Annotated in this window: 28 protein-coding genes and 1 tRNA gene; 20 read left to right on the forward strand and 9 right to left on the reverse strand. The window is 61.5% G+C overall.

Annotated elements, in window-relative coordinates; translation table 11 throughout:
- The first annotated feature begins 72 nt into the window (after positions 1-72).
- Complete coding sequence (locus IAE40_RS13445) at positions 73-711, forward strand: hypothetical protein (protein ID WP_200603340.1); 639 nt, start codon at positions 73-75, stop codon at positions 709-711.
- 28 nt (positions 712-739) lie between these two features.
- On the opposite strand, the gene IAE40_RS13450 is transcribed toward IAE40_RS13445, so the two are convergent.
- Positions 740-1,303: a hypothetical protein gene (locus IAE40_RS13450; protein ID WP_200603341.1), complete on the reverse strand. Its 564-nt coding sequence runs from the start codon at positions 1,301-1,303 to the stop codon at positions 740-742.
- Positions 1,304-1,344: 41 nt separating this feature from the next.
- Here IAE40_RS13450 and IAE40_RS13455 point away from each other — a divergent pair, with 41 nt between their 5' ends.
- A complete protein-coding gene (locus IAE40_RS13455) occupies positions 1,345-2,268 on the forward strand; it encodes a DNA cytosine methyltransferase (protein ID WP_200603342.1) in 924 nt (307 codons plus the stop codon).
- 62 nt (positions 2,269-2,330) lie between these two features.
- Here the strand turns inward: IAE40_RS13455 and IAE40_RS13460 are convergent, their stop codons facing one another.
- Positions 2,331-2,903 (reverse strand): hypothetical protein, encoded by a 573-nt coding sequence (locus tag IAE40_RS13460; RefSeq protein WP_200603343.1) that lies wholly within the window; start codon positions 2,901-2,903, stop codon positions 2,331-2,333.
- Between the two features lie 78 nt (positions 2,904-2,981).
- Between IAE40_RS13460 and IAE40_RS13465 the strand changes: the two genes are divergently transcribed.
- On the forward strand, positions 2,982-3,344 hold the full coding sequence (locus IAE40_RS13465; RefSeq protein ID WP_200603344.1) for a hypothetical protein: 363 nt from the start codon (positions 2,982-2,984) through the stop codon (positions 3,342-3,344).
- Between the two features lie 69 nt (positions 3,345-3,413).
- On the opposite strand, the gene IAE40_RS13470 is transcribed toward IAE40_RS13465, so the two are convergent.
- Positions 3,414-3,695 carry a hypothetical protein gene (locus IAE40_RS13470; RefSeq protein ID WP_200603345.1) on the reverse strand — a complete coding sequence of 94 codons (282 nt, stop codon included), beginning with the start codon at positions 3,693-3,695 and terminating at the stop codon, positions 3,414-3,416.
- Positions 3,696-3,813: 118 nt separating this feature from the next.
- On the opposite strand from IAE40_RS13470, the gene IAE40_RS13475 reads away from it, so the two are divergent.
- The 9 genes from IAE40_RS13475 to IAE40_RS13515 are packed head-to-tail and all read left to right on the forward strand — an operon-like array spanning position 3,814 to position 7,191.
- Positions 3,814-4,188 (forward strand): hypothetical protein, encoded by a 375-nt coding sequence (locus IAE40_RS13475; protein ID WP_200603346.1) that lies wholly within the window; start codon positions 3,814-3,816, stop codon positions 4,186-4,188.
- The gene (locus IAE40_RS13480) at positions 4,185-4,436 is read left to right on the forward strand and encodes a hypothetical protein (RefSeq protein ID WP_200603347.1); all 252 of its coding nucleotides are present in this window, start codon (positions 4,185-4,187) and stop codon (positions 4,434-4,436) included. The genes IAE40_RS13475 and IAE40_RS13480 overlap by 4 nt, the downstream gene beginning before the upstream one ends.
- Positions 4,433-4,621, forward strand: a complete 189-nt coding sequence (locus IAE40_RS13485) for a hypothetical protein (protein ID WP_200603348.1) — start codon at positions 4,433-4,435, stop codon at positions 4,619-4,621. The genes IAE40_RS13480 and IAE40_RS13485 overlap by 4 nt, the downstream gene beginning before the upstream one ends.
- A complete protein-coding gene (locus IAE40_RS13490) occupies positions 4,618-5,013 on the forward strand; it encodes a phage protein NinX family protein (protein ID WP_200603349.1) in 396 nt (131 codons plus the stop codon). Before IAE40_RS13485 ends, IAE40_RS13490 begins: the two co-directional genes overlap by 4 nt.
- A complete protein-coding gene (locus IAE40_RS13495; RefSeq protein ID WP_200603350.1) occupies positions 5,010-5,249 on the forward strand; it encodes a hypothetical protein in 240 nt (79 codons plus the stop codon). Before IAE40_RS13490 ends, IAE40_RS13495 begins: the two co-directional genes overlap by 4 nt.
- Before the next feature lie 42 nt (positions 5,250-5,291).
- Positions 5,292-5,483: a hypothetical protein gene (locus tag IAE40_RS13500; protein WP_028698342.1), complete on the forward strand. Its 192-nt coding sequence runs from the start codon at positions 5,292-5,294 to the stop codon at positions 5,481-5,483.
- A gap of 49 nt (positions 5,484-5,532) precedes the next feature.
- On the forward strand, positions 5,533-5,847 hold the full coding sequence (locus tag IAE40_RS13505; RefSeq protein WP_200603351.1) for a hypothetical protein: 315 nt from the start codon (positions 5,533-5,535) through the stop codon (positions 5,845-5,847).
- 39 nt (positions 5,848-5,886) lie between these two features.
- On the forward strand, positions 5,887-6,123 hold the full coding sequence (locus IAE40_RS13510) for a DUF4224 domain-containing protein (RefSeq protein WP_065863443.1): 237 nt from the start codon (positions 5,887-5,889) through the stop codon (positions 6,121-6,123).
- A gap of 3 nt (positions 6,124-6,126) precedes the next feature.
- Positions 6,127-7,191 carry an integrase gene (locus tag IAE40_RS13515; RefSeq protein WP_200603352.1) on the forward strand — a complete coding sequence of 355 codons (1,065 nt, stop codon included), beginning with the start codon at positions 6,127-6,129 and terminating at the stop codon, positions 7,189-7,191.
- Positions 7,192-7,293: 102 nt separating this feature from the next.
- Here IAE40_RS13515 and IAE40_RS13520 read toward each other — a convergent pair.
- Positions 7,294-7,367: transfer RNA gene (locus IAE40_RS13520), tRNA-Cys, on the reverse strand.
- A gap of 145 nt (positions 7,368-7,512) precedes the next feature.
- A complete protein-coding gene (gene sohB, locus IAE40_RS13525) occupies positions 7,513-8,538 on the reverse strand; it encodes a protease SohB (RefSeq protein WP_151926198.1) in 1,026 nt (341 codons plus the stop codon).
- Positions 8,539-8,737: 199 nt separating this feature from the next.
- On the opposite strand from sohB, the gene IAE40_RS13530 reads away from it, so the two are divergent.
- The 4 genes from IAE40_RS13530 to IAE40_RS13545 all read left to right on the forward strand — a co-directional run bounded on the left by IAE40_RS13530 (position 8,738) and on the right by IAE40_RS13545 (position 11,883).
- The gene (locus tag IAE40_RS13530) at positions 8,738-9,451 is read left to right on the forward strand and encodes a histidine phosphatase family protein (RefSeq protein ID WP_153774865.1); all 714 of its coding nucleotides are present in this window, start codon (positions 8,738-8,740) and stop codon (positions 9,449-9,451) included.
- A 53-nt stretch (positions 9,452-9,504) separates the two neighbouring features.
- Positions 9,505-9,822 (forward strand): SCP2 sterol-binding domain-containing protein, encoded by a 318-nt coding sequence (locus tag IAE40_RS13535; protein ID WP_027920549.1) that lies wholly within the window; start codon positions 9,505-9,507, stop codon positions 9,820-9,822.
- Between the two features lie 201 nt (positions 9,823-10,023).
- Positions 10,024-11,091: a phosphotransferase family protein gene (locus IAE40_RS13540; protein ID WP_197891167.1), complete on the forward strand. Its 1,068-nt coding sequence runs from the start codon at positions 10,024-10,026 to the stop codon at positions 11,089-11,091.
- A gap of 24 nt (positions 11,092-11,115) precedes the next feature.
- Positions 11,116-11,883: an SDR family oxidoreductase gene (locus IAE40_RS13545; RefSeq protein WP_063545458.1), complete on the forward strand. Its 768-nt coding sequence runs from the start codon at positions 11,116-11,118 to the stop codon at positions 11,881-11,883.
- Here IAE40_RS13545 and IAE40_RS13550 read toward each other — a convergent pair whose 3' ends face one another.
- Positions 11,884-12,705, reverse strand: a complete 822-nt coding sequence (locus IAE40_RS13550; protein ID WP_151926195.1) for a class I SAM-dependent methyltransferase — start codon at positions 12,703-12,705, stop codon at positions 11,884-11,886.
- Positions 12,706-12,788: 83 nt separating this feature from the next.
- On the opposite strand from IAE40_RS13550, the gene IAE40_RS13555 reads away from it, so the two are divergent.
- Positions 12,789-13,160: a GFA family protein gene (locus tag IAE40_RS13555; protein WP_153774867.1), complete on the forward strand. Its 372-nt coding sequence runs from the start codon at positions 12,789-12,791 to the stop codon at positions 13,158-13,160.
- A gap of 39 nt (positions 13,161-13,199) precedes the next feature.
- Here IAE40_RS13555 and IAE40_RS13560 read toward each other — a convergent pair whose 3' ends face one another.
- Positions 13,200-15,293 (reverse strand): TonB-dependent siderophore receptor, encoded by a 2,094-nt coding sequence (locus IAE40_RS13560; RefSeq protein WP_200603353.1) that lies wholly within the window; start codon positions 15,291-15,293, stop codon positions 13,200-13,202.
- Between the two features lie 150 nt (positions 15,294-15,443).
- Between IAE40_RS13560 and IAE40_RS13565 the strand changes: the two genes are divergently transcribed.
- Together IAE40_RS13565 and IAE40_RS13570 are read left to right on the forward strand one after the other, a co-directional pair.
- Positions 15,444-16,517 (forward strand): helix-turn-helix domain-containing protein, encoded by a 1,074-nt coding sequence (locus IAE40_RS13565; protein WP_153774868.1) that lies wholly within the window; start codon positions 15,444-15,446, stop codon positions 16,515-16,517.
- Between the two features lie 18 nt (positions 16,518-16,535).
- Complete coding sequence (locus IAE40_RS13570; protein WP_153774869.1) at positions 16,536-17,234, forward strand: YoaK family protein; 699 nt, start codon at positions 16,536-16,538, stop codon at positions 17,232-17,234.
- A 1-nt stretch (position 17,235) separates the two neighbouring features.
- On the opposite strand, the gene IAE40_RS13575 is transcribed toward IAE40_RS13570, so the two are convergent.
- Positions 17,236-17,586 (reverse strand): hypothetical protein, encoded by a 351-nt coding sequence (locus tag IAE40_RS13575; protein WP_125929493.1) that lies wholly within the window; start codon positions 17,584-17,586, stop codon positions 17,236-17,238.
- 91 nt (positions 17,587-17,677) lie between these two features.
- Positions 17,678-18,598, reverse strand: coding sequence for a LysR family transcriptional regulator (locus tag IAE40_RS13580; RefSeq protein ID WP_054892115.1), 921 nt, complete (start codon positions 18,596-18,598; stop codon positions 17,678-17,680).
- A gap of 187 nt (positions 18,599-18,785) precedes the next feature.
- Here IAE40_RS13580 and IAE40_RS13585 point away from each other — a divergent pair, with 187 nt between their 5' ends.
- Positions 18,786-19,028 (forward strand): hypothetical protein, encoded by a 243-nt coding sequence (locus tag IAE40_RS13585; RefSeq protein ID WP_200603354.1) that lies wholly within the window; start codon positions 18,786-18,788, stop codon positions 19,026-19,028.
- The last annotated feature ends 4 nt before the right edge of the window (positions 19,029-19,032 follow it).

Raw genomic sequence — 19,032 nt, forward strand, 5'->3', positions numbered from 1 at the left:
ATACCCCATCCCAAACCAAATTGCCACCATGCCGCCACCAGCACGGAGGGCGGCGCATGCATGGAGAAAGCCATGAGCCAGTTCTACCTTCAGGACAGTCGCAGCCACGTCGGCGACGGAATGATGTTCTGGGCCAAGGAAAGCCGCGGCTACACGACAAATCTGGACCAGGCCGAGCTGTTCACCTTCGATGAGGCATGCCGCCACCGTGACACCGATATTCCCTGGCCGAAGGAGTATATCGACGCCCGGGCGCACTACGGCGTCGACTGCCAACTGATGGAAGACAGCAAGCGCATCGCTGGGCTACAGGCCTGCGCCCGCGTCTACGTGCACGTGCCAGGCGACTGGAACGGTAACGATGTGTACTGGGTTAGCGAGCAACGCGGCAAGGTGACCGAGAACCTGCAGCAAGCGATCTGCATGGATCTGGAAAACGCCCAGTTCACGTATGCCAATCATGCCGGCCAGGGCACTCGAGTATTCTGGCCAGCAGCCTACATAGAGGAGATCCGCCGGCGTCTGGTGCATCGCCAGGACGTCGACCATAAGCTGGCCCTGCGAGTGGCCGGCGTAAAGATGCCCAGACCGCCCAAAGTCGCCAAGCTCCGCCAGCCGATGCTCAATTGCTGCGGCTGCGGACGGTTCATCAGCTGGGACGGCCGATTCCTCAACAACTGCCAGAACTGCGGCGCGAACAACTGCCCCTGACGCGTCGGCACCGCAAGCCTCTTAAAGCCTATGCCTTAAAGGAGTCCTCTATTTCGGAATGGATTCCGTTCCCCATTACGACGTTTCCGGCGTGAAGGGAACCGCTACCGTCATCGATAGCGAAAGCCACGGCGTATTTCAACAATATTTCGCGGAGTTCGGCTAACTCAAAGGGATCTGAGGGCTGTTTAACTAAAATCGTGCCAGCTCCGGCACCTTCAACCGATTTCGGGCTGCTTCGAATGAGAGCCTCATAGCCTGCTAATTTCGCCATGAGGCTCTCGTAACCACCAATGACAGCACCGTTTCGAGCGAGTCGCGCATGCACAGTCCATACGACTGCGTAATTAGCGATAACGGCATCAGGAGGAGATGTCTCCTGCCATTGATCTCCTGGGCGACTTTCAATCCAAAATGGCCCGTCACCAAAGAAATCAGAATGCTTATCTGCGACGTGCGCCACCTCATAAGCGGACTTTATGGATGAGCCTATTTCGAAAACTGGACTTGTAATCGAGACCACGAACAGTGAAGCGGCGGCCAGTTTTCTCAAGTAAGCCAACAAGTCCTTTTTCTCAACCCGCTCTTTCATACCAGCCTCCATTTTTTGAATTATATCTTCGGGATATTTTCATGACCACAGCAATCGACCTGTTCGCCGGCCTCGGCGGATGGAGCACCGGCGCGCGCGCCGCAGGCGTCCAGGTTCTCTGGGCGGCAAACCACTGGCCGGTAGCCGTTGAATGGCACAGCGCAAACCACCCCGAAACGCAGCACGTTTGCCAGGACCTGCACCAGGCACGCTGGGAGCAGGTGCCGGCGCACGACATCCTGCTAGCCTCGCCCTGCTGCCAGGGTCACGCCAAGGCCCGTGGCAAGAAGTCGGGCAACCCTGAGCACGACGCATCGCGCTCAACGGCCTGGGCGCCGGTAGCGGCTCTTGAATTCCACCGCCCCCAAGCGGCAGTGATCGAGAACGTTCCAGAGTTCACTGACTGGGTGCTCTACCCGGCTTGGATGCAAGCGGTGCAGGCGTTGGGGTATCAGGCCGCGCCGCACATCGTAGACTGCGCCGACCTCGGCGTGCCGCAGCACCGCGTACGGTTGTTCATCGTGCTGACGCGCAGCAAGGCGCCACTCATGCTTCAACTGCCGAGAGAGCGGCATGTCCCGGCCGCAAGTTTCCTCGACTTCGACGCCGGACGCTGGTCAAAGATCGAGAAACCAGGCCGGGCCCAGGCCACCCTCGACCGAGTACGCAACGGGCGCCAGCGCTTCGGCGACCGCTTCATAATGCCCTACTACGGCAAAGGCTCCGGCACCACCGGCCGCGACATCCACCGGCCGATCGGCACCATCACCACCCTGGACCGCTGGGCGTTGGTCGACGGTGACCGCATGAGGATGCTTAGCGCCGACGAGGCCCTGGCCGCGATGTCGTTTCCAGCCGACACCCTGCGTCCGGACAACCACCGGCTTACTATGCACATGGCCGGGAACGCGGTGCCCCCTCTAGCCGGGCAGCGCGTTATCGAGGCATTGATGAAAGCCGCCTGACTTCCAGTGCTGCAGGTCAGCTCCGCGCCAACGTTGACAGCCGGCCCCTTGAGCCAACAGCGTCAGTTAACATCCGCACTGTCCTTTGGCTTAGTGAATATGCTCTTTAAAGCCCATCCGGACAACGCAATGACCGCTGCGCCAATCGAAGTAAGCAATAGCATTAAGATCCCCCAAAGCCGATCATAGTCCAACTTAGCTGCGACTACGGAGTCTTTAAATTGCTTTGCAAGCAACTCATGATCTTTGCGGAGCATAGGAACTACCAGCGCTTTCTCAGGATCGCTGGAAATGGCATTTTCCAAAACTTTTAATCGCCGCGCTAAGTCATCAAGCTTTCCGTCCAACACTGACAAATCCATGCTTGGATAGCTTTTGTCCGCTGAAACCCTCATTGATTCAATTAAAGCATTAACAGACTTCAGCTCAGAGTTCATTTGATCAAGCTTTTCTTTTTCAGAAGCGCTCAGTACTGTTGGGCGCATCAAAATCTCTAACCAGTCAGAGTTTTGTCTCTTTGTGTCAACAAACTCCTTTAAGGTGAAGTAAGAAGATGCGATTGTCATCAACATTACTGCTAACACCGAAACGGCTGACAGCGCCTTGTACTTATTTAGATAGCTCTCTGAGATCATCACCAAACTCGCCAAATTCACCCTATTCCTGCCAGCAGTTAGCCAGCAGTCGTGCAGCATACAAAAATTGGTATCCCCATGCCCACAGAAAACCGATCCAGCAACACAGAGATGGTCAGTGTGCCGCGCGACGAGCTCGAGCGCCTGGTCAAGCTCCTTTCCTACCAAGCCCACCCATACCCCTCGCCGCATGCCGAATACTGGCAAAGCGTGCTTGATCAGCCCGTCGAGGATCGGCTGGGGAATCCAGTGTGGTACATGATCGAGAGCGGTCTGAGCGTGATGCACGCGAAGCACAAGGAACAAAGCGACCTGCAGGGCTGGAACACTAGCGCCTACAGCATTCCCCTCTACGCCATCCACAAGCCCCAGGAGTGCGCCCGCTGCGAAGGACGGATCAAATTAGTTGCTGGTTCTTGCCCAAAGTGCGGATGCTTCTGATCGGCGCCCCAGAGCCGTAAGAGCACATTTGTACTCCACCCAGCTGTAACCCCTCTCCCCTCTATTCACTCAGCGAGGATGGAGGCTCTGCTCCAATACCCAGCCCTTGGCGCGCTCCAGCGCCCATGCCATGGCAGCAGTCATCGTCTGTCCCTTGCAATTTGGGTAGCTTTCTTCAAGAAGCATCAGACCATTCTGGCCATAGATACCGAAGAAGAGCTGGGTGACGTTCTCTTTGGAGGTGCGGACCTGGATGTTGATGAGGGTGCCGCAGGCAAGGCGCTCATCGTAGTTGCGAAAGTGCAACTCCGGGTTGGCCCAATCCCAGTAAACCGTACCGCGATTACGCATGGCTGGGCCTAGTAGTGATGAAGTGTCATTACAGGCTACAGCATGCCCGGCCAATAGCTATCAATTTCCCAATCACTGAATCAATTCACTGCCGCGATATGGCGGCCAAGGAATGCCTGTGTCCGAAGTAGACGAACGCGACCTCGAACTGCTCAAGCTGGCCGCTAAAGCAGCACGCCTTGAGATCGAGCCATGCACCTGCCGCGACCCGAAGTGGCCATTCCGATTGAAAGGTCAGTCGGGTGTACGTGCTCACTGGAACCCGCTGATCAACGATGGTGACGCACTGCGCCTGGCCGTACTCATGGGACGGGGCGATCGCCTGGGCATCCAGATCCACATTGTCGAGCCATTTGATGGCGATACCGACCCGTACACAGTCGTGGATGCCGAGCGATTCGGCGAGTTCGACATCTACCACGGCGATGATCCCTTCCGGGCCACTCGCCGGGCGATCGTAGAGGCGGCTGCATCCATCGGGAGCAGATCATGACCCGCCTCGCCCTCTTCCTCGCGCTGCTGGCCACCGGCGCCAGCGCCCAAGAGAACGTCATCGACGTGCAGCACGACAGCCAGCGCGGCGTCACCTGCTACATCCTCAACCACGTCGGCATCAGCTGCATCCCCGACAGCCAGCTCAGCGCAGGCAACGAGCGCCAGCTCTCCCCGCACGAAACCCAACCCGAACCTACACCCGCTGCCTCGCCGGCGGCATGGATTGATGAGAGGTATCAGCTGTGAGCAAAACAGTCATTCTGACCGGGAAGGCGGTAGTGAACTTCCGGAAAGTCATGGAGAACGTGCCGGATGATGAGGTTCAAGACTTGGTGAGCATGAGCGACACCAGGGAGGACCAGATCACTGAGGACGATCTGCTCGGCATTGAATGGATTCATGACGACGTTGCGATTGAGGTGAAGGAATGACCGACCTGATCGAAGTGAGGGTATCCAACCTGGCCGGCGCGGCGCTGGACTGGGCTGTGGCCATTGCTGATGGCTTCGGCTCAGACCCCGAGTGCAGGACCACAATCTGGCGCACCCGAACCGACCCTACCAGCGTCAGCATCCGCGGTGCGGCCGAGGGCTTCGGCTATCGCCCTTCCAGTAACTGGGAGCACGGCGGCCCGCTGATCGACAAGCACCGCGGCAGCGTCCATAGCTATCCAGGCATGGTCGGGGATGCCGGCCACAGCGGCGGCCCGGAGGGTGCGGGTATCTGGTGCTACGGCCCCACAGCCCTGGTCGCGTTCTGCCGAGGATTCGTGCGGTACAAGCTGGGCGAGTTCGTCCAGGTGCCCAAGGAGCTATGCCAATGAGAGATATCAAGACCCGCGAAGGCTATGACCTCTGGGACAAAGCCCACAAACTCCCCAGGTTCAACTTCTGGCGTGGCGGTGATGATGAAAAAGGCAGCGTCATCCGCGTTCCAGACAAGCACGGCAACTGGATCAACTTCGACGACCTGGCCAAGCTGGCCGATGAGTATCAGGAGGAAATCAACTCGTTGCGCGATCGCCTGGCTAGGCTTGAGCCAAAGACGGTGGAATCATGATCGCCCTCGCCTACATGGCCTACCTGATCGCAAGGGGCCGCGATGAGCAAAAACTGCAACACCTGCAAGTGGCTGGAATGGGTTGACGGCGAAAGCGAGTCGGACACCGGCTTCACGTGCAATAAGCGTCATCAGCAGATGTGGGCCGACGGCCGCGAGCAAGAGCTGCTCGACAACCTGGAGCGCGACGATTACCGCGCGCGCTACAAACGCTGCTTCGAACCAGAAGCCTAACCCCTCCCCCAACAACTCAAGCCCGCCGACTGCGGGCATGGAGAGACTCATGTTCAATTTCTTGGCCCGCCTGTTCAAGCGCAAGAAGAAGCCAGCACAACGCGCCGCGCTCGGCCCTACCGGGTATGCCCGCGGCCACAGCCCCGCATCTGGCCGGCAAGACCCGATGCTCGACCCGCTCAACCCCATGAGCCCAGTCAGCCCTATGCATCCCATACATCTGGCGGACAGCTACGAACCGGCTCGCTCGAGCAGTTCGTGCAGCAGCCGGGACTACAGCAGCTACGACAGCGGCAGCAGCTTTTCGTCGAGCGACAGCAGCAGTTCCGGCGACAGCGGATCCAGCTCCAGCAGCTGCGACTGACCACAAAACTGCCGCCACCGGCGGCGTGGAGACCATCCCATGGAACATGCAAGCGAGTTTCTCGACGAGGAAGAGGTGATCCGCATCACCGGCTACCAGATCCCGAGCAAACAAATCGCCTGGCTGGCCAACAACGGCTGGCAGTACACGCTCACCCGGGCCAGGCGGCCCATTGTTGGCCGGGTATACGCCAGGCTCAAGATGGCCGGTGTGAAGCCAAACGCGACGAATGCAACAACTGAAACCTGGACATTGGACTTATCGCGCGTGGGGTAAAGGATGCGCAACAGGAAGGCATCGAACAAGGACCTGCCGCCCAGAATGCTGCGGCGGGTCCGCAAGCTAAAAAGCGGCAAGCTGTGGGTTGGCTACTACTACGACGGGAGGGATGCTGAAGGGAAGCGGCAGGAAGTGCCGCTGGGGACTGACCTCGCTGAGGCCAAGTTGGAGTGGGCCCGCCTGGAGCACAGGGCGAAGCCGAAAGTGATGGCGACGATGGGCGAGCTGTTTGACCGTTACGAGCGGGACATCATCCCGGGCAAGTCCCCACGCACGCAAAAGGACAACAAATACGAGCTGGAGCGCCTGCGCAAGGCGTTCGCTGACGCCCCCATTGAGGCGATCAACCCGCCTGTCATTGCCCAGTACCGGGACGCCCGCAGCGGGAAGACCCGGGCAAACCGGGAGATCGCCCTTCTATCCCACGTCTTCACCATGGCTATGGAATGGGGATTTGCAGAGCGCAACCCATGCCTGGCGGTTCGCCGCAATAAGGAGAAGGTGCGCGACTTCTACGCGGCCGACGAAATCTGGGATGCGGTGTATGCCGAAGGCGACCAGGGCCTCAAAGATGCCATGGATCTGGCCTACCTGGCCGGGCAGCGCCCAGCAGACACCCTGAAGTTCAGCACCGTCGATCTGGACGAGGACTACCTGTGGGTCGATCAGAACAAGACCGACAAGAAGCTGCGCATCCGGCGGCACGTCAACGGTGAGCTCACCGGCCTTGGCCTGTTCATCGAGGCGCTTCTGGAGCGGCGAAAGCTGCAGGGTGTGCGCAACTCACGCCTCATCACCAACGACTCAGGCCTGCGCATGAGCTGGGAAATGCTGAGGAACCGCTTCAGCGAAGCCCGGGACAGGGCTGCGCGCAAGCTTACTGCCGACGGAAACACAGACCTGGCCATCAAAGTTCGGCAGTTCCAGTTCCGCGATATCCGACCGAAGGCGGCGTCGGAGATTGAAGACATCAGCCACGCCAGTCGGCTGCTTGGGCACTCCAAGGAGGAAATCACCAAGCGCGTTTATCGCCGCGTCGGCGAGGTGGTCAGCCCGACCAAATAGAGGGCTGATGCGGAAACGATGCCTAAAGATGCGGAAACGATCTGGATTTTCTGCGCACAAAGAAAAGCCCCGCAGACGTTAATCTGCGGGGCTTTCGAATGGTGGAGGCCGAGGTCGGAATCGAACCGGCGTAGACGGATTTGCAATCCGGAGCATAACCACTTTGCTACTCGGCCTCAAAGTTCGGAGTCAGCTTTCGCTATCTCCTTGAAACTGCTCAGCTTTTTCAAGTGAGCTGCGTTTCGATGGACGCCATTATGTCGGCATTCCCCTCACCTTGCAACCCCCCTGAAGAAAAAAATCTTCAAGGGGTTCAAGGTGTTAGCGCAAGCGGCCAAGCCTGCTCCAAAGCCCTACCAAGGTGTTCTCCACGGCACCGCTGGCGGCCACGCCGATGCGCTCCTGCAGGGATTTACGCTCGGCGTAGCGGACGTGGAACAGGTTGGCGTCGTGGGCGCGGTCGCTGAGGTATTCGTCACTGGTGCGCAGCTCGTCGACCAGCTTGCGGTTGAGTGCGGCAACACCCAGCCACACTTCGCCGGTGGCGACTTCGTCGATGTGCAGCTGTGGGCGGTAGCGGGCGACGAAGTCCTTGAACAGCTGGTGAGTGATATCCAGGTCTTCCTGGAATTTCTCCCGGCCCTTCTCGGTGTTCTCGCCAAACACGGTGACGGTGCGCTTGTATTCGCCGGCCGTGAAGACCTCGAAGTCGACGTCGTGCTTTTTCAGCAAGCGATTGACGTTGGGCAGCTGCGCGACGACGCCGATCGAGCCAAGTACGGCGAACGGCGCACTGACGATCTTCTCGCCGATACAGGCCATCATGTAGCCGCCGCTGGCCGCGACCTTGTCGATGCACACGGTCAGCGGAATGCCGGCCTGGCGGATACGCGCCAGCTGCGAGGCAGCCAGGCCGTAGCTGTGCACCAGCCCGCCACCGCTCTCGAGGCGCAGCACCACTTCGTCACGTGGGGTGGCGAGGGTGAGCAGCGCAGTGATTTCGTTGCGCAGGCTCTCGGTGGCGGAGGCCTTGATGTCGCCGTCGAAATCCAGCACGAAGACCCGGCCCTTTTCCTCGGGCTTGGCCTTGCCTTTCTTCTTCTGTTTTTCCGTCTTGGCCTGCTGCTTGCGCAGGGCCTTGAGCTCGGCCTTGTCGAGCAGGCCAGCTTCCAGGCGCTCGCGCAGCTCCTTGTAGAAGGTGTTGAGGCGAGTGACCTGCAATTGCCCGCCGGGCTTGCGTCGACCCTTGCCACGCAGGTTGGCGATACCCGAAAGGATGACCAGGATGGCGATCACCACAGTGGCGGTTTTGGCGAGAAAGCTTGCGTATTCGGCAAGAAACTCCACATTGACTCCTTAATGAACCTGCGCCTGCACGACGCGAAACTGATGCAAGCATACCGGTGCGCCTGGGCTGCCGCCAGCATGGGAAAATGCTGGCAACACAGTTCAAACAACCTTTTCAAACGCTTGTATGTTTTTTCATTGACAGCCTCTCTGGCGCATCCTAACCTCGCAGCAACCTCCATCCCGGCCGGACATTCCAGTGGGCAACATCTACCTGATCCGACATGGCCAAGCCTCCTTCGGCGCCGACGACTACGATGTCCTGTCGCCGCTGGGTGTGCGCCAGAGTCAGGCGTTGGGTGAGCACCTGGCTCAACTGGACCTGCACCTGGATCGCTGCGTGGCCGGCGACCTGCGGCGCCAGCAGGACACCGCGCGGCTGACGCTCGACGCAATGGCCGCTACCGGCTGCGCGATCCCGGCCATAGAGACCGACGCAGCCTTCAATGAGTTCGATGCCGACGGCGTGATCCGCGCCCTGCTCCCTGCCCTGCTGCCAGACGAGCCCGAGGCGCTGCACGTGCTGCGCAATGCTGCGCAGAATCGCAGCGAGTTCCAGCGTCTGTTCGCGCTGATGGTGCAGCGCTGGCATGACGGCGAGCACGAGGCTCACGATGGCCTGGAGACCTGGACCGCGTTCACAGCGCGCGTTGGTGCCGGCCTGCAACGCGTCCTGGCACAAGCCTCAAGCCGTGACAACATTGCCATCTTCACCTCCGGTGGCAGCATCGCCGCCCTGCTCCACCTGGTCACCGGAATCACCCCAGCCCAGGCGTTCGCGCTGAACTGGCAGATCATCAACACGTCGCTCAGCCACCTGAAGTTCCGTGGCCGCGACGTGGCATTGACCTCCTTCAACAGCCAGGCCCACGTGCAGCTGTTGCGGATGCCGGAGCTTCTCACCTATCGATGAGCCCGGCCTGTTGTGCCCCGTGCACGCGACTTTCACCCAACAAGGAATACACCATGAGCGACGTAGCTAAAGCAGTCGAAGCGATGAAAGCCAAGTTCAACCCTGCCGCCGCCGCCGGCCTGGACCTGGTGTTCGGCTTCAACATCACCGACGAAGACAAGCACTACGCCCTGCTCGTCAAGGACGGCACCTGCGAGATCCAGGAAGGCGAGAACCCTGACGCCAACTGCACCCTGGTTCTGGACAGCGAAACCCTCAAAGGCATCGTCAGTGGCGAGACCGATGGCATGCAGGCTTTCATGGGCGGCAAGCTGCGCGTCGAAGGCGACATGATGCTGTCGATGAAGCTGAGCGAGCTGTTCCCGTCCTGAGTGATGCGAACACGCGCTTGAAGAAAACCGAGGCCTGACCGGCTTCGGTTTTTTTTTGCCCGCAGCCTGCATGCACCATTCATCAGGGGCAGTGATCGCGCAGCAACACCCGCGTCGATATGACGTTTGGCACGCTTGTCCCAACCCAGGTTGGCCATTAGATTAGCCAATGATCCTTGCGACCGAGAATAAGGAATACGCATGACGCTCACCGACCAGTCCACCCAGGTCCGCCCCGGCGAAGAACTCGATGCAGCCATCATCGATCCTTACCTCAAGGCGCATATCCCGGGCCTCGCAGGCACCCCGAGCATCAGCCAGTTCCCCGGCGGCGCCTCCAACCTCACGTATCTGGTCGCCTACCCCGAGCGCGAGTTCGTGCTGCGTCGTCCGCCCTTCGGGCACAAGGCCAAGTCGGCCCATGACATGGGCCGCGAGTTTCGCATCCTCAACCAGCTCAACGACGGCTTCCCGTTCTGCCCCAAGGCCTATGTGCACTGCACCGACGAATCGCTGATCGGCGGCGAGTTCTACGTGATGGAGCGGGTCGAGGGTGTCATCCTGCGCTCGGACCTGCCCCCGGAGCTGAACCTCGACGCCAGCCGCACCGAGGCGCTGTGCAAGAGCTTCATCGACCGTCTGGTGGAACTGCACCAGGTCGACTACAACGCCTGCGGCCTGGCCGACCTGGGCAAGCCCGAAGGCTATGTGCAGCGTCAGATCGAAGGTTGGTCGAGCCGCTACGAAAAAGCCCTGACCCCGGATGCGCCGCGCTGGGAAGAGGTGATCGCCTGGCTGCGCGAGAAGATGCCCGCCGACCACGCGCGCCCTGGCATCGTGCACAACGACTACCGCTTCGACAACGTCATCCTCGATGCCAACAACCCCATGCGCATCATCGGCGTATTGGACTGGGAGATGGCGACCATCGGTGACCCGCTGATGGACCTGGGCAACAGCCTGGCCTATTGGATCGAGGCCAACGACCCGGCACCGGTGCAACTGATGCGCCGCCAGCCGAGCAACGCCCCCGGCATGCTGACCCGCCGCCAGTTCGTCGACTATTACGCCGAGCGCGCCGGCATTCGCATCGACAACTTCGACTTCTATTACTGCTACGGCCTGTTCCGCCTGGCCGGGATCGTCCAGCAGATCTACTACCGCTTCTTCCACGGCCAGACCCAGGACAAACGCTTCGCCCAGTTCATCCACATGAACCGGCTGCTGGAGCAGATGAGCCTGCAACTGATCGGCAAATCCACCCTGTAACCGGCGACAACAAGGAAAACCAGCATGTCCAAGACCCAACTGTTCGACCTTGACGGCAAGATCGCCTTCGTTTCCGGCGCCAGCCGCGGCATCGGCGAAGCCATCGCCCATTTGCTGGCTCAACAAGGGGCCCATGTGATCGTCTCCAGCCGCAAGCTCGACGGCTGCCAGCAGGTCGCCGACGCAATCATCGCAGCCGGCGGCAAGGCTACGCCGGTGGCCTGCCATATCGGTGAGCTGGACCAGATCCAGCAAGTGTTCGCCGGCATCCGCGAGCAGTTCGGACGCCTGGATATCCTGGTCAACAATGCCGCCACCAACCCGCAGTTCTGCAACGTACTCGACACCGACGTCAGCGCCTTCCAGAAGACCGTCGACGTGAACATCCGCGGCTACTTCTTCATGTCGGTGGAAGCCGGCAAGCTGATGCGCGAGCACGGCGGTGGCAGCATCATCAACGTAGCGTCGATCAACGGCGTGACACCGGGCTTGTTCCAGGGCATCTACTCGGTGACCAAGGCTGCGGTGATCAACATGACCAAGGTCTTCGCCAAGGAGTGCGCGCAGTTCGGCATCCGCTGCAACGCCCTGCTGCCGGGCCTGACCGACACCAAGTTCGCCTCGGCACTGGTGAAGAACGACGCCATCCTCAACGCCGCCCTGCAGCAGATTCCGCTCAAGCGCGTGGCCGACCCGAGCGAGATGGCCGGCGCGGTGCTGTACCTGGCCAGCGACGCGTCGAGCTATACCACCGGTACCGCACTCAACGTCGACGGCGGTTTCCTTTCCTGATCAGCCCTTGCGCGCCTGCAGCGTGTAGCTCAACGGCAGGCGCTCGGGCCGCTCGGCCAGGCGCCACTCGCCGTCGGCGCCCTTGAGCATCTGCCCAGGCAACGCCTCCCACGGGATGCTCGGGTGCTCGACCAGGGCGGTCAATTGCATGCCTTGTTCAAGCAGCGCCGTGATGATTTCGCCAAGGCCGCGGTTCCAGGAATGGGTCTCGGTCTGCGCCAGGCGATGTTCGCTTTCGACGTAGGTCTGGTCGCTGTGGAAGATGAGCGGCGCCTCATGCTCGAAGTACGGAAAGTCGACCTGCAGGCGATCGGCGTGGGTTTCGTCGAGCGTCCACAACATCGGGTGCCCCTCACGCAGGAACAGCCGTCCGCCCGGCTTGAGCAATGCCGCGACATTCTGCGCCCAGCGCTGGATGTCCGGCAGCCAGCACAATGCGCCGATCCCGGTGTAGATCAAGTCATAGCTCGCCTTGGGCAGCACGTCGCTGGCACGGTAGACATCCGCCTCGACATAGTCGATATCGGTGCCACAGCGCTCTGCCAGCAACCGCGCCTGCGCCAGCGATGCGGGCGAAAAGTCCAGCCCGCTGACCTGCGCGCCCAGCCGCGCAAGCGACAAGGTGTCGGTGCCGATGTGGCATTGCAGGTGCAGGGTCTTGAGGCCCTGTATATTGCCCAGGCGCGGCAGGTCGAAGCGCACGACTTCCGAAAGATGCGTGGCAGACTGCACGAAGCATTCGACTTCATAGCCCGGCGAGGCGGCGTGCAATGGCGCCCGCTCGTCCCAATTGGCGCGGTTGAGTTCCAGTGACGGATTCATGGACACTTCCCTGTGCGAAAAACCGCCACGTTAACCGGCCAGGGGGCAGGCCGACAACCAGCCTTCAAGGAGAGAACGCCAGCATGAAGACCTACAAGGGCGGCTGCCTGTGCGGTGCGATCCGCTTCGAGGCCGATGGGCCAGCGGGCAATCCCCACCACTGCTCGTGCCGCTGGTGCCAGCAGCACACCGGAGCACTGGTGGCGAGCTGGGTGGAGTTCGATCGTGCGCAAGTGCGCTGGGTAGGTGTCGGCGGTGCGCCTGACACCTGGCGCTCCTCGGATTATTCCAGCCGGGCATTTTGCCGAAGCTGCGGCAGTTCGATAGGAGCAATCGACGATGCACCAACGGTGGCGTTGCTGCTGGGGTGTTTCGATGAGATCGACGACGAGCACCTGGTGCCGACCGGGCACTCGTTCGAGGACCGCTGCCCGGGGTGGATGCAGCGGGGTTGATGAGGGGCTTGGTTCGGGACCGCTTTGCGGTCCCTCAGGTTACAGCGACAGACTCATGCTCACACTCAGGTTGCGCGGCTCGCCCGGCATGTTCCACGCCGCGTTATAGCCGCGCTCGTAGTACTTGCGGTCGAAGACGTTGTTCAGGTTCACCCCGAAACTCAACTGCTCGCTGGCCTTGTAGTGCGCCAGCAAGTCCAGCGTGCTGTACGCCGGCAGGCGCAGGTCGCCGCCCGCCTGCCCGGAGCGCTCACCCACGTAGTTGGCCGAGGCGCCGACATCCGAGCCACGCAGCCAGCCGTTCTGGAACTCGTGCACCACCATCAGGCTGCCGCTGTGCCGAGGAATGCCCAGCAGGTCGCTGCCCTTGGGCAGTGCGGCATCGCCCTTGGTGACCTCGGCATCGATATAGGCATAGGCACCGATTACCCGCACGGCCTCGGTGAGCTGACCGCTGAACTGCACGTCCAGCCCCTGGCTGTGCGCCTTGCCCGCGGCGATGCTTTCACCAAAGGCATCGGTGGTGACGACGTTTTCCTTGTCGATGCTGAACAACGCCACAGTCGCACCGAGCCGGCTGTCGAACAGGTCGAGCTTCAGACCCGTCTCGTAGCCCAGCCCCTTCTCCGGCTTGTACACCTGGCCTTGGGTGCCGATGGCGTTGGGCTTGAACGAGGTGGAAGCATTGGCGAACACCCCCACTTCCGGCGTCCATTGATACAACAGCCCCACTCGCGGCGTAGCGACTTCCTTGACCTGGCTGTTGCTTACCCCGGTGGCACGGTTCAGCGCCGTCTGCTCGACCCGTTCCAGGCGCACGCCGAGCAGGCCACGCCAGCGCTCGTCGAAGATGATCTGGTCTTGCAGGTTGAGCGCCTGGCTTTCGGTGCGTTCGAAGAAGTCATTGGGGTTGATCAGCGGCGGCTTGGGCTGGCCGTAGACCGGCTGGTAGATATCCAGCCCATAGCCGAGCGACGTAGCGCTCTGTGGGTATTTCTGGCTGTTGCGGTAGTTCTCGTACTCCAGGCCGATCAGGCTCTGGTGCTGCCAGCCGAGGAAATCGAACTGCCCGTGCAGTTCGGCCTGGGTAATGTTGTCGTTCCACTCGAAATTGCGTTCGCGGTAGAAACGGCTGATCGCCTGGCCGACCACCCGCGACGGCTCCGAACTGTTGCCGCGCAGGTGGCCCTGGGTGTAGTGGTTGGCCAGGCGCAGTTTCCAGCTGTCGTTCAGGTAGCGTTCCAGGGCCAGGTCCAGGGTCTGGTTGTCGTTGCGAATGTGGCCGTCGTTGGGCTCGCCGAGAAAGGTCGAGCGCTTCACGGATCCCAACTGGTTGTTGACCGCCGGAATACCCCGGTCGAACACCGACTCGGTGCGCGAGAATTCGGCATCCAGCAACAACCGTGTGTCAGGGTCGAGTTGCCAGCTCAGCGACGGGCTGACGATCTGTCGGCGGCTGTCGACGTGATCGCGAAAGCTGCCGTTATCTTCCACTGCCAGATTGACGCGCGACAGCAGGCGCCCCTCCTCGTCCAGCGGCGTGTTGACGTCGAGGCTGCCGCGGTAGCGATCCCAGGTGCCGGCGCTGGCCTTCAGGCGCGTGAACGCCTCCTCCTGCGGACGCTTGCTGACGATATTGACCAGGCCACCCGGATCGCCGCGCCCGTACAGGCTGGCGGCCGGGCCCTTGAGCACCTCGATGCGCTCGATGGTCGAGGTGTCCGGTGCACTGTAGCTGCCGCGGTTGATGGCAAAGCCGTTCTTGTACAGCTCGCCGGTGGTAAAACCGCGCACGCTGTAGTTGAGGAAGGTCAAGCCACCGAAGTTGTTCTGCCGGGTGACGCCACCGGCAAAGTCCAGGGCACGGTCGATGCGCGTACTGTTGAGGTCTTCAAGCACCTGACTGGGCACCACGGCGATGCTCTGCGGCGTGTCGCGCACATCGGTATCGGTGCGCGTCGCGGTGCTCGAGCGGGTGGCGCGATAGCCCTGCACAGGGCCGTCGGCGCGCTCCTGCAGATGACTGTCGCTGACGGTCAGGGCCTCGAGTATTACAGGTTCGGCTGCATTGCCAGGCAGGCCGAACACAGACAGGGAAAAACCCAGGTAGAACCGGGCGGGGGAAACTTTCATCAACGACGCTCCTAAATTTCATGTAATAACATAACAATTTATGAACGATGCGAGGAGTACCCGGATGAGAAAAAACCGCATTTGCCCGTCAACCTGAAGTTTACGGCTCGGGTATACTCGCGTTTCCGGCCCGCTTCCAGGAACCGCCCCATGGTTGAAAACAGCTTTGCCTTTCGCCTCAAGGAATTGCTCGAACACCACAAGCTGACCCTGCAAGCCGTGGGCACCGCCCTGGGCATTTCACGCACTGCGGTGCACAAGTGGACTCGCGGTGGCGAAATCGACTACGACAACCTGCGCAAGCTCGCCGCCTTTCTCAAGGTCAACTGGATCTGGCTGCGCTACGGTGAAGAAGCCTTGCAGAGCGTGCAGCAGGCCGAGGTGGTAGAGCTGCCGATGACCGACGTGCGGCGCCGCTACACCGCCGAGATCATGGAAAGTGAAACCCGCATGAAACTGGCCCAGGAAGGCGCACGCATCGTCACCTGGGAGTGGAACCTGGTCACCGATGAAGTCACCTACTCGCCCAACGTCGAGGCGGTGTATGGCTGGCCCGTGCAGCGCAACGAAGAGTTCTGGGCACATATCCACCCGGACGACATTCCGCCGATGCAGGCCATGTACGCTCAGGCCGTCGCCGACGGCACCGGTTGCGAATGCGATTTTCGCATCACCCGCCCCGACGCCAGCCAATGCTGGATCGCCTCGCGCGCCACCGTGCTGGCCGACAGCGCCGGGCGCGCGGTGAAGATGGTCGGCATCAGCATGGACACCACCGAACGCAAAGTCGCCGAAGAAGAATTGCGCCAGAGCGAGGCGCGCTTTCGCACCATCTTCGAGTTCGCCTGGGGCGCGCTGGCCTACATCGATCCCGACGGCAGCTGGCAGCGGGTCAACGGCAGCTTCTGCGAACTGCTGGGCTACCGCGAAGACGAGCTCTACGGCACCACCTTCCAGCAATTGACCCATCCCGACGACCTGCCGCACAACCTGCACTTGCTGCAGCGCCTGCTTGACGGCGAGATCGACCGCTACGAAGTGGAAAAGCGCGTACGCCACAAAAACGGCCACTACCTGTGGGTCCGCGCGCGTACTTCGTTGCAACGCCAGGCCGACGGCCAACCCGAGCACCTGATCAGCGTATTCGCGAACATCACCGCCGAACGCGAAGAACATGAACGGCTGCAAGCACATATCGCCAGGCTCGAGGCACGGCTGGGCTGATTCAGGGGGAGAGCTGCGATGCTACCGGGAAGTGCGTCACTCGACAGCCAGCGTCAACAGCGGGTACAGCGCCGCGGCACGGTGGGGCTGTATTTCGTTGCCGCCTTGTCGGTACTCGCCGGCATGACCGATGCCATCGGCTTCATGGCCACGGGCGATTTCGTTTCGTTCATGAGCGGCAACACCACGCGCCTGGCGGTCTCGCTGGGCAGCGCCGAGCTGGGGCCGGTGCTGCGCCTGGCGCTGGTGATCGCGGCGTTCGTGCTGGGCAACGCACTGGGGGTGATCGTTGCCGCCAGAAGCGGCCGGCGCCACTGGCCGTTGCTGGGTGTGATCGCCCTGCTGCTGGCGGTCGCCGGCATGCTGCCAGAGCCCATGCAACTGCTCGCGCTACTGGCGGCGGTGACCGCGATGGGCATGATCAATGCGGTGGTCGAGGAAGTGAACGGCCTGCCGATCGGCCTGACCTACGTCACCGGCGCGCTGTCGCGGTTCGGCCGCGGGCTGGGCCGCACCCTGTTGGGCCAACAACGGCTGGGGTGGCGCGTACAACTGGTGCCCTGGAGCGGCATGTTCATCGGCGCAGTGCTGGGTGTGCTGCTGGAGCAACGCTTCGAGCGAGCGGCGCTGCTGGCCAGCGCGCTGACCGCCCTGCTGCTCGCCGTGGTCTCGTGGAAGATTCCACGGCGCTGGCAACTGCGCTACATGCCTCGCTGACTCACAGGCAGGTTGCCGCAGCAGCCTTGCGCTGCAGCGCAACCATGTCGTTCTTGCGGGCGTAGTAATCGACCCGGGTCCCGCCAGCCTGCGGGTAGACGTCAACGAAGGATTCCGCCTCGCGGGTGTACACCGTCAAGCCACCACCCTTGCGCGTTTCCAGGTAACCACTGGCGTCAACGCCGAAGCGCGATTCTTCCTGCCAGCTGAACTGGATGCACTGGGCCACCAACTCCGGCGCTTTCTGCGAGTCGAGGCGCGCGCTGGGCTGGCCGTTGCGCGCGGCCTCCATGGTCGACGAAGCGCAGCCAATCAACATCAGGGCTGCAGTCATCGGCAGTAGTGCTCGCATGTTCCATCCTCGGGGCAAAAAAGAAGCGACTGTAGCACTGGCGGTGATCGCGCGTGAATGCTCGTGCAGCGCAGCGGCATTCAACCCGACGCTACCTGACCGGTGCCCACACCGGATCCTCTGCCATCAGCGCCGTCACCCAGTCGGCGAACGCCCGGACCCTCGCCGACAACGCCCGGGTCGGCGGGTAGACGAACGACATCGGCATGGTGCCCATCTGCCAATCGCTCAGCACCTCGACCAATTGCCCGCTGCGGATGTGCACCTCAGCCTCGGCCCTGGGCAGGAAGGCCACGCCCAACCCGGCGACCACGGCAGCGGCCGTGGCGCTGCCGCTGTTGAAGTACATGGCCGGTGGATGGTCGAGGGTGAAATGCTCGTCGCCGCGAGTGAGGGTGGGGATGTAGCGGCGATCGGTCGCCGGGAACTTGAAGCCCAGATGGCGATGGCGTGGCAGATCAGCCGGTACCTGGAGCGGCGGTGCCGAGGCAAGGTAGGACGGCGCGGCGCAGAAGCAGAACCGCATCACCCCGATTGGCCGGCAGACCAGGTCCTGGTCTGCCACGTGCCCGCCACGGATCGCACAATCCACGCCCTCCTGCACCAAATCCACCACGCGTTCACTGCAACGCACATCCAGCACGATATCTGGAAACCTGGCGGCGAAATCCGGCAATGCCGGCACCACCAGCAAGATCCCCACCGGCGACGGCATCTCGACCTTGACCCGCCCACGTACTGCGCCACAGCTCTGCGATGCCGAGGCCTCCAGCTCGTTCACATCCTCGAGGATGACCCGTGCACGCTGGTAGTAGGCCGCACCTTCAGTAGTGGTCGAGACCTTGCGCGTGGTGCGGTGCAACAGCTTGATGCCCAGCAGGTTCTCCAGCGCCTGGACCTGGCCTGAAACCGTGGTCTTGGCGAGGTTCAGCGACTCTGCCGCGCGGCTGAAACTGCCCACTTCGACGATGCGGCAGAAGGCGCGCATCGCTTCCAGTCGATCGAATGCCATTGTCCGAGATCCCGTAAGAATAAAACGAATTCAGCTAGTTTATCCGTGAAACACCTTCTCTTAAAGTGCGCTCGTCTGCGTGGCAGATGATTGACCGGCCCTGATAAACGCCCTCATCGACCGCCTGCCACTCCACCTACCGAATCCTATCTAGCGCCTCGCTGTGCGCGTCATTTGAGAGAACGCCATGAAAAACAGTTTCAAGGTCCTTGTCCTGCTGGCCTCTGCCCTGCCCTTCTTCGCCCAAGCCTCCGACGGTGGCGAAGCCCTCGAACGCTTCCATGAACGCTTGCGCGCCACCTTTGCCGAGCAAGCCAAGGACATTGAAAGACACAAGCAGCAGGAGGCACTGCAGGCCGCCGAGCAGCAGGCCAGGCAAAAGCAGCCTGCCGCCGACGATAGCCAACCACGCACAGCGCCTGCGTGCTGAGTCC

Source organism: Pseudomonas sp. S44, assembly GCF_016624805.1.
Classification (GTDB): Bacteria; Pseudomonadota; Gammaproteobacteria; order Pseudomonadales; family Pseudomonadaceae; genus Aquipseudomonas; species Aquipseudomonas machongensis.

What these genes read in the sequence shown, in the direction of transcription:
- IAE40_RS13455 (WP_200603342.1), top strand. Translation starts at nt 1,345, where the DNA reads ATGACCACAGCAATCGACCTGTTCGCCGGCCTCGGCGGATGGAGCACC.
- IAE40_RS13470 (WP_200603345.1), bottom strand. Translation starts at nt 3,695, where the DNA reads ATGCGTAATCGCGGTACGGTTTACTGGGATTGGGCCAACCCGGAGTTG.
- IAE40_RS13505 (WP_200603351.1), top strand. Translation starts at nt 5,533, where the DNA reads ATGTTCAATTTCTTGGCCCGCCTGTTCAAGCGCAAGAAGAAGCCAGCA.
- IAE40_RS13495 (WP_200603350.1), top strand. Translation starts at nt 5,010, where the DNA reads ATGAGAGATATCAAGACCCGCGAAGGCTATGACCTCTGGGACAAAGCC.
- IAE40_RS13540 (WP_197891167.1), top strand. Translation starts at nt 10,024, where the DNA reads ATGACGCTCACCGACCAGTCCACCCAGGTCCGCCCCGGCGAAGAACTC.
- IAE40_RS13510 (WP_065863443.1), top strand. Translation starts at nt 5,887, where the DNA reads ATGGAACATGCAAGCGAGTTTCTCGACGAGGAAGAGGTGATCCGCATC.
- IAE40_RS13550 (WP_151926195.1), bottom strand. Translation starts at nt 12,705, where the DNA reads ATGAATCCGTCACTGGAACTCAACCGCGCCAATTGGGACGAGCGGGCG.
- IAE40_RS13560 (WP_200603353.1), bottom strand. Translation starts at nt 15,293, where the DNA reads ATGAAAGTTTCCCCCGCCCGGTTCTACCTGGGTTTTTCCCTGTCTGTG.
- IAE40_RS13490 (WP_200603349.1), top strand. Translation starts at nt 4,618, where the DNA reads ATGACCGACCTGATCGAAGTGAGGGTATCCAACCTGGCCGGCGCGGCG.
- IAE40_RS13535 (WP_027920549.1), top strand. Translation starts at nt 9,505, where the DNA reads ATGAGCGACGTAGCTAAAGCAGTCGAAGCGATGAAAGCCAAGTTCAAC.
- IAE40_RS13555 (WP_153774867.1), top strand. Translation starts at nt 12,789, where the DNA reads ATGAAGACCTACAAGGGCGGCTGCCTGTGCGGTGCGATCCGCTTCGAG.
- IAE40_RS13575 (WP_125929493.1), bottom strand. Translation starts at nt 17,586, where the DNA reads ATGCGAGCACTACTGCCGATGACTGCAGCCCTGATGTTGATTGGCTGC.
- IAE40_RS13570 (WP_153774869.1), top strand. Translation starts at nt 16,536, where the DNA reads ATGCTACCGGGAAGTGCGTCACTCGACAGCCAGCGTCAACAGCGGGTA.
- IAE40_RS13445 (WP_200603340.1), top strand. Translation starts at nt 73, where the DNA reads ATGAGCCAGTTCTACCTTCAGGACAGTCGCAGCCACGTCGGCGACGGA.
- IAE40_RS13480 (WP_200603347.1), top strand. Translation starts at nt 4,185, where the DNA reads ATGACCCGCCTCGCCCTCTTCCTCGCGCTGCTGGCCACCGGCGCCAGC.
- IAE40_RS13515 (WP_200603352.1), top strand. Translation starts at nt 6,127, where the DNA reads ATGCGCAACAGGAAGGCATCGAACAAGGACCTGCCGCCCAGAATGCTG.
- IAE40_RS13465 (WP_200603344.1), top strand. Translation starts at nt 2,982, where the DNA reads ATGCCCACAGAAAACCGATCCAGCAACACAGAGATGGTCAGTGTGCCG.
- IAE40_RS13565 (WP_153774868.1), top strand. Translation starts at nt 15,444, where the DNA reads ATGGTTGAAAACAGCTTTGCCTTTCGCCTCAAGGAATTGCTCGAACAC.
- IAE40_RS13500 (WP_028698342.1), top strand. Translation starts at nt 5,292, where the DNA reads ATGAGCAAAAACTGCAACACCTGCAAGTGGCTGGAATGGGTTGACGGC.
- IAE40_RS13460 (WP_200603343.1), bottom strand. Translation starts at nt 2,903, where the DNA reads ATGATCTCAGAGAGCTATCTAAATAAGTACAAGGCGCTGTCAGCCGTT.
- IAE40_RS13580 (WP_054892115.1), bottom strand. Translation starts at nt 18,598, where the DNA reads ATGGCATTCGATCGACTGGAAGCGATGCGCGCCTTCTGCCGCATCGTC.
- IAE40_RS13545 (WP_063545458.1), top strand. Translation starts at nt 11,116, where the DNA reads ATGTCCAAGACCCAACTGTTCGACCTTGACGGCAAGATCGCCTTCGTT.
- IAE40_RS13450 (WP_200603341.1), bottom strand. Translation starts at nt 1,303, where the DNA reads ATGAAAGAGCGGGTTGAGAAAAAGGACTTGTTGGCTTACTTGAGAAAA.
- IAE40_RS13585 (WP_200603354.1), top strand. Translation starts at nt 18,786, where the DNA reads ATGAAAAACAGTTTCAAGGTCCTTGTCCTGCTGGCCTCTGCCCTGCCC.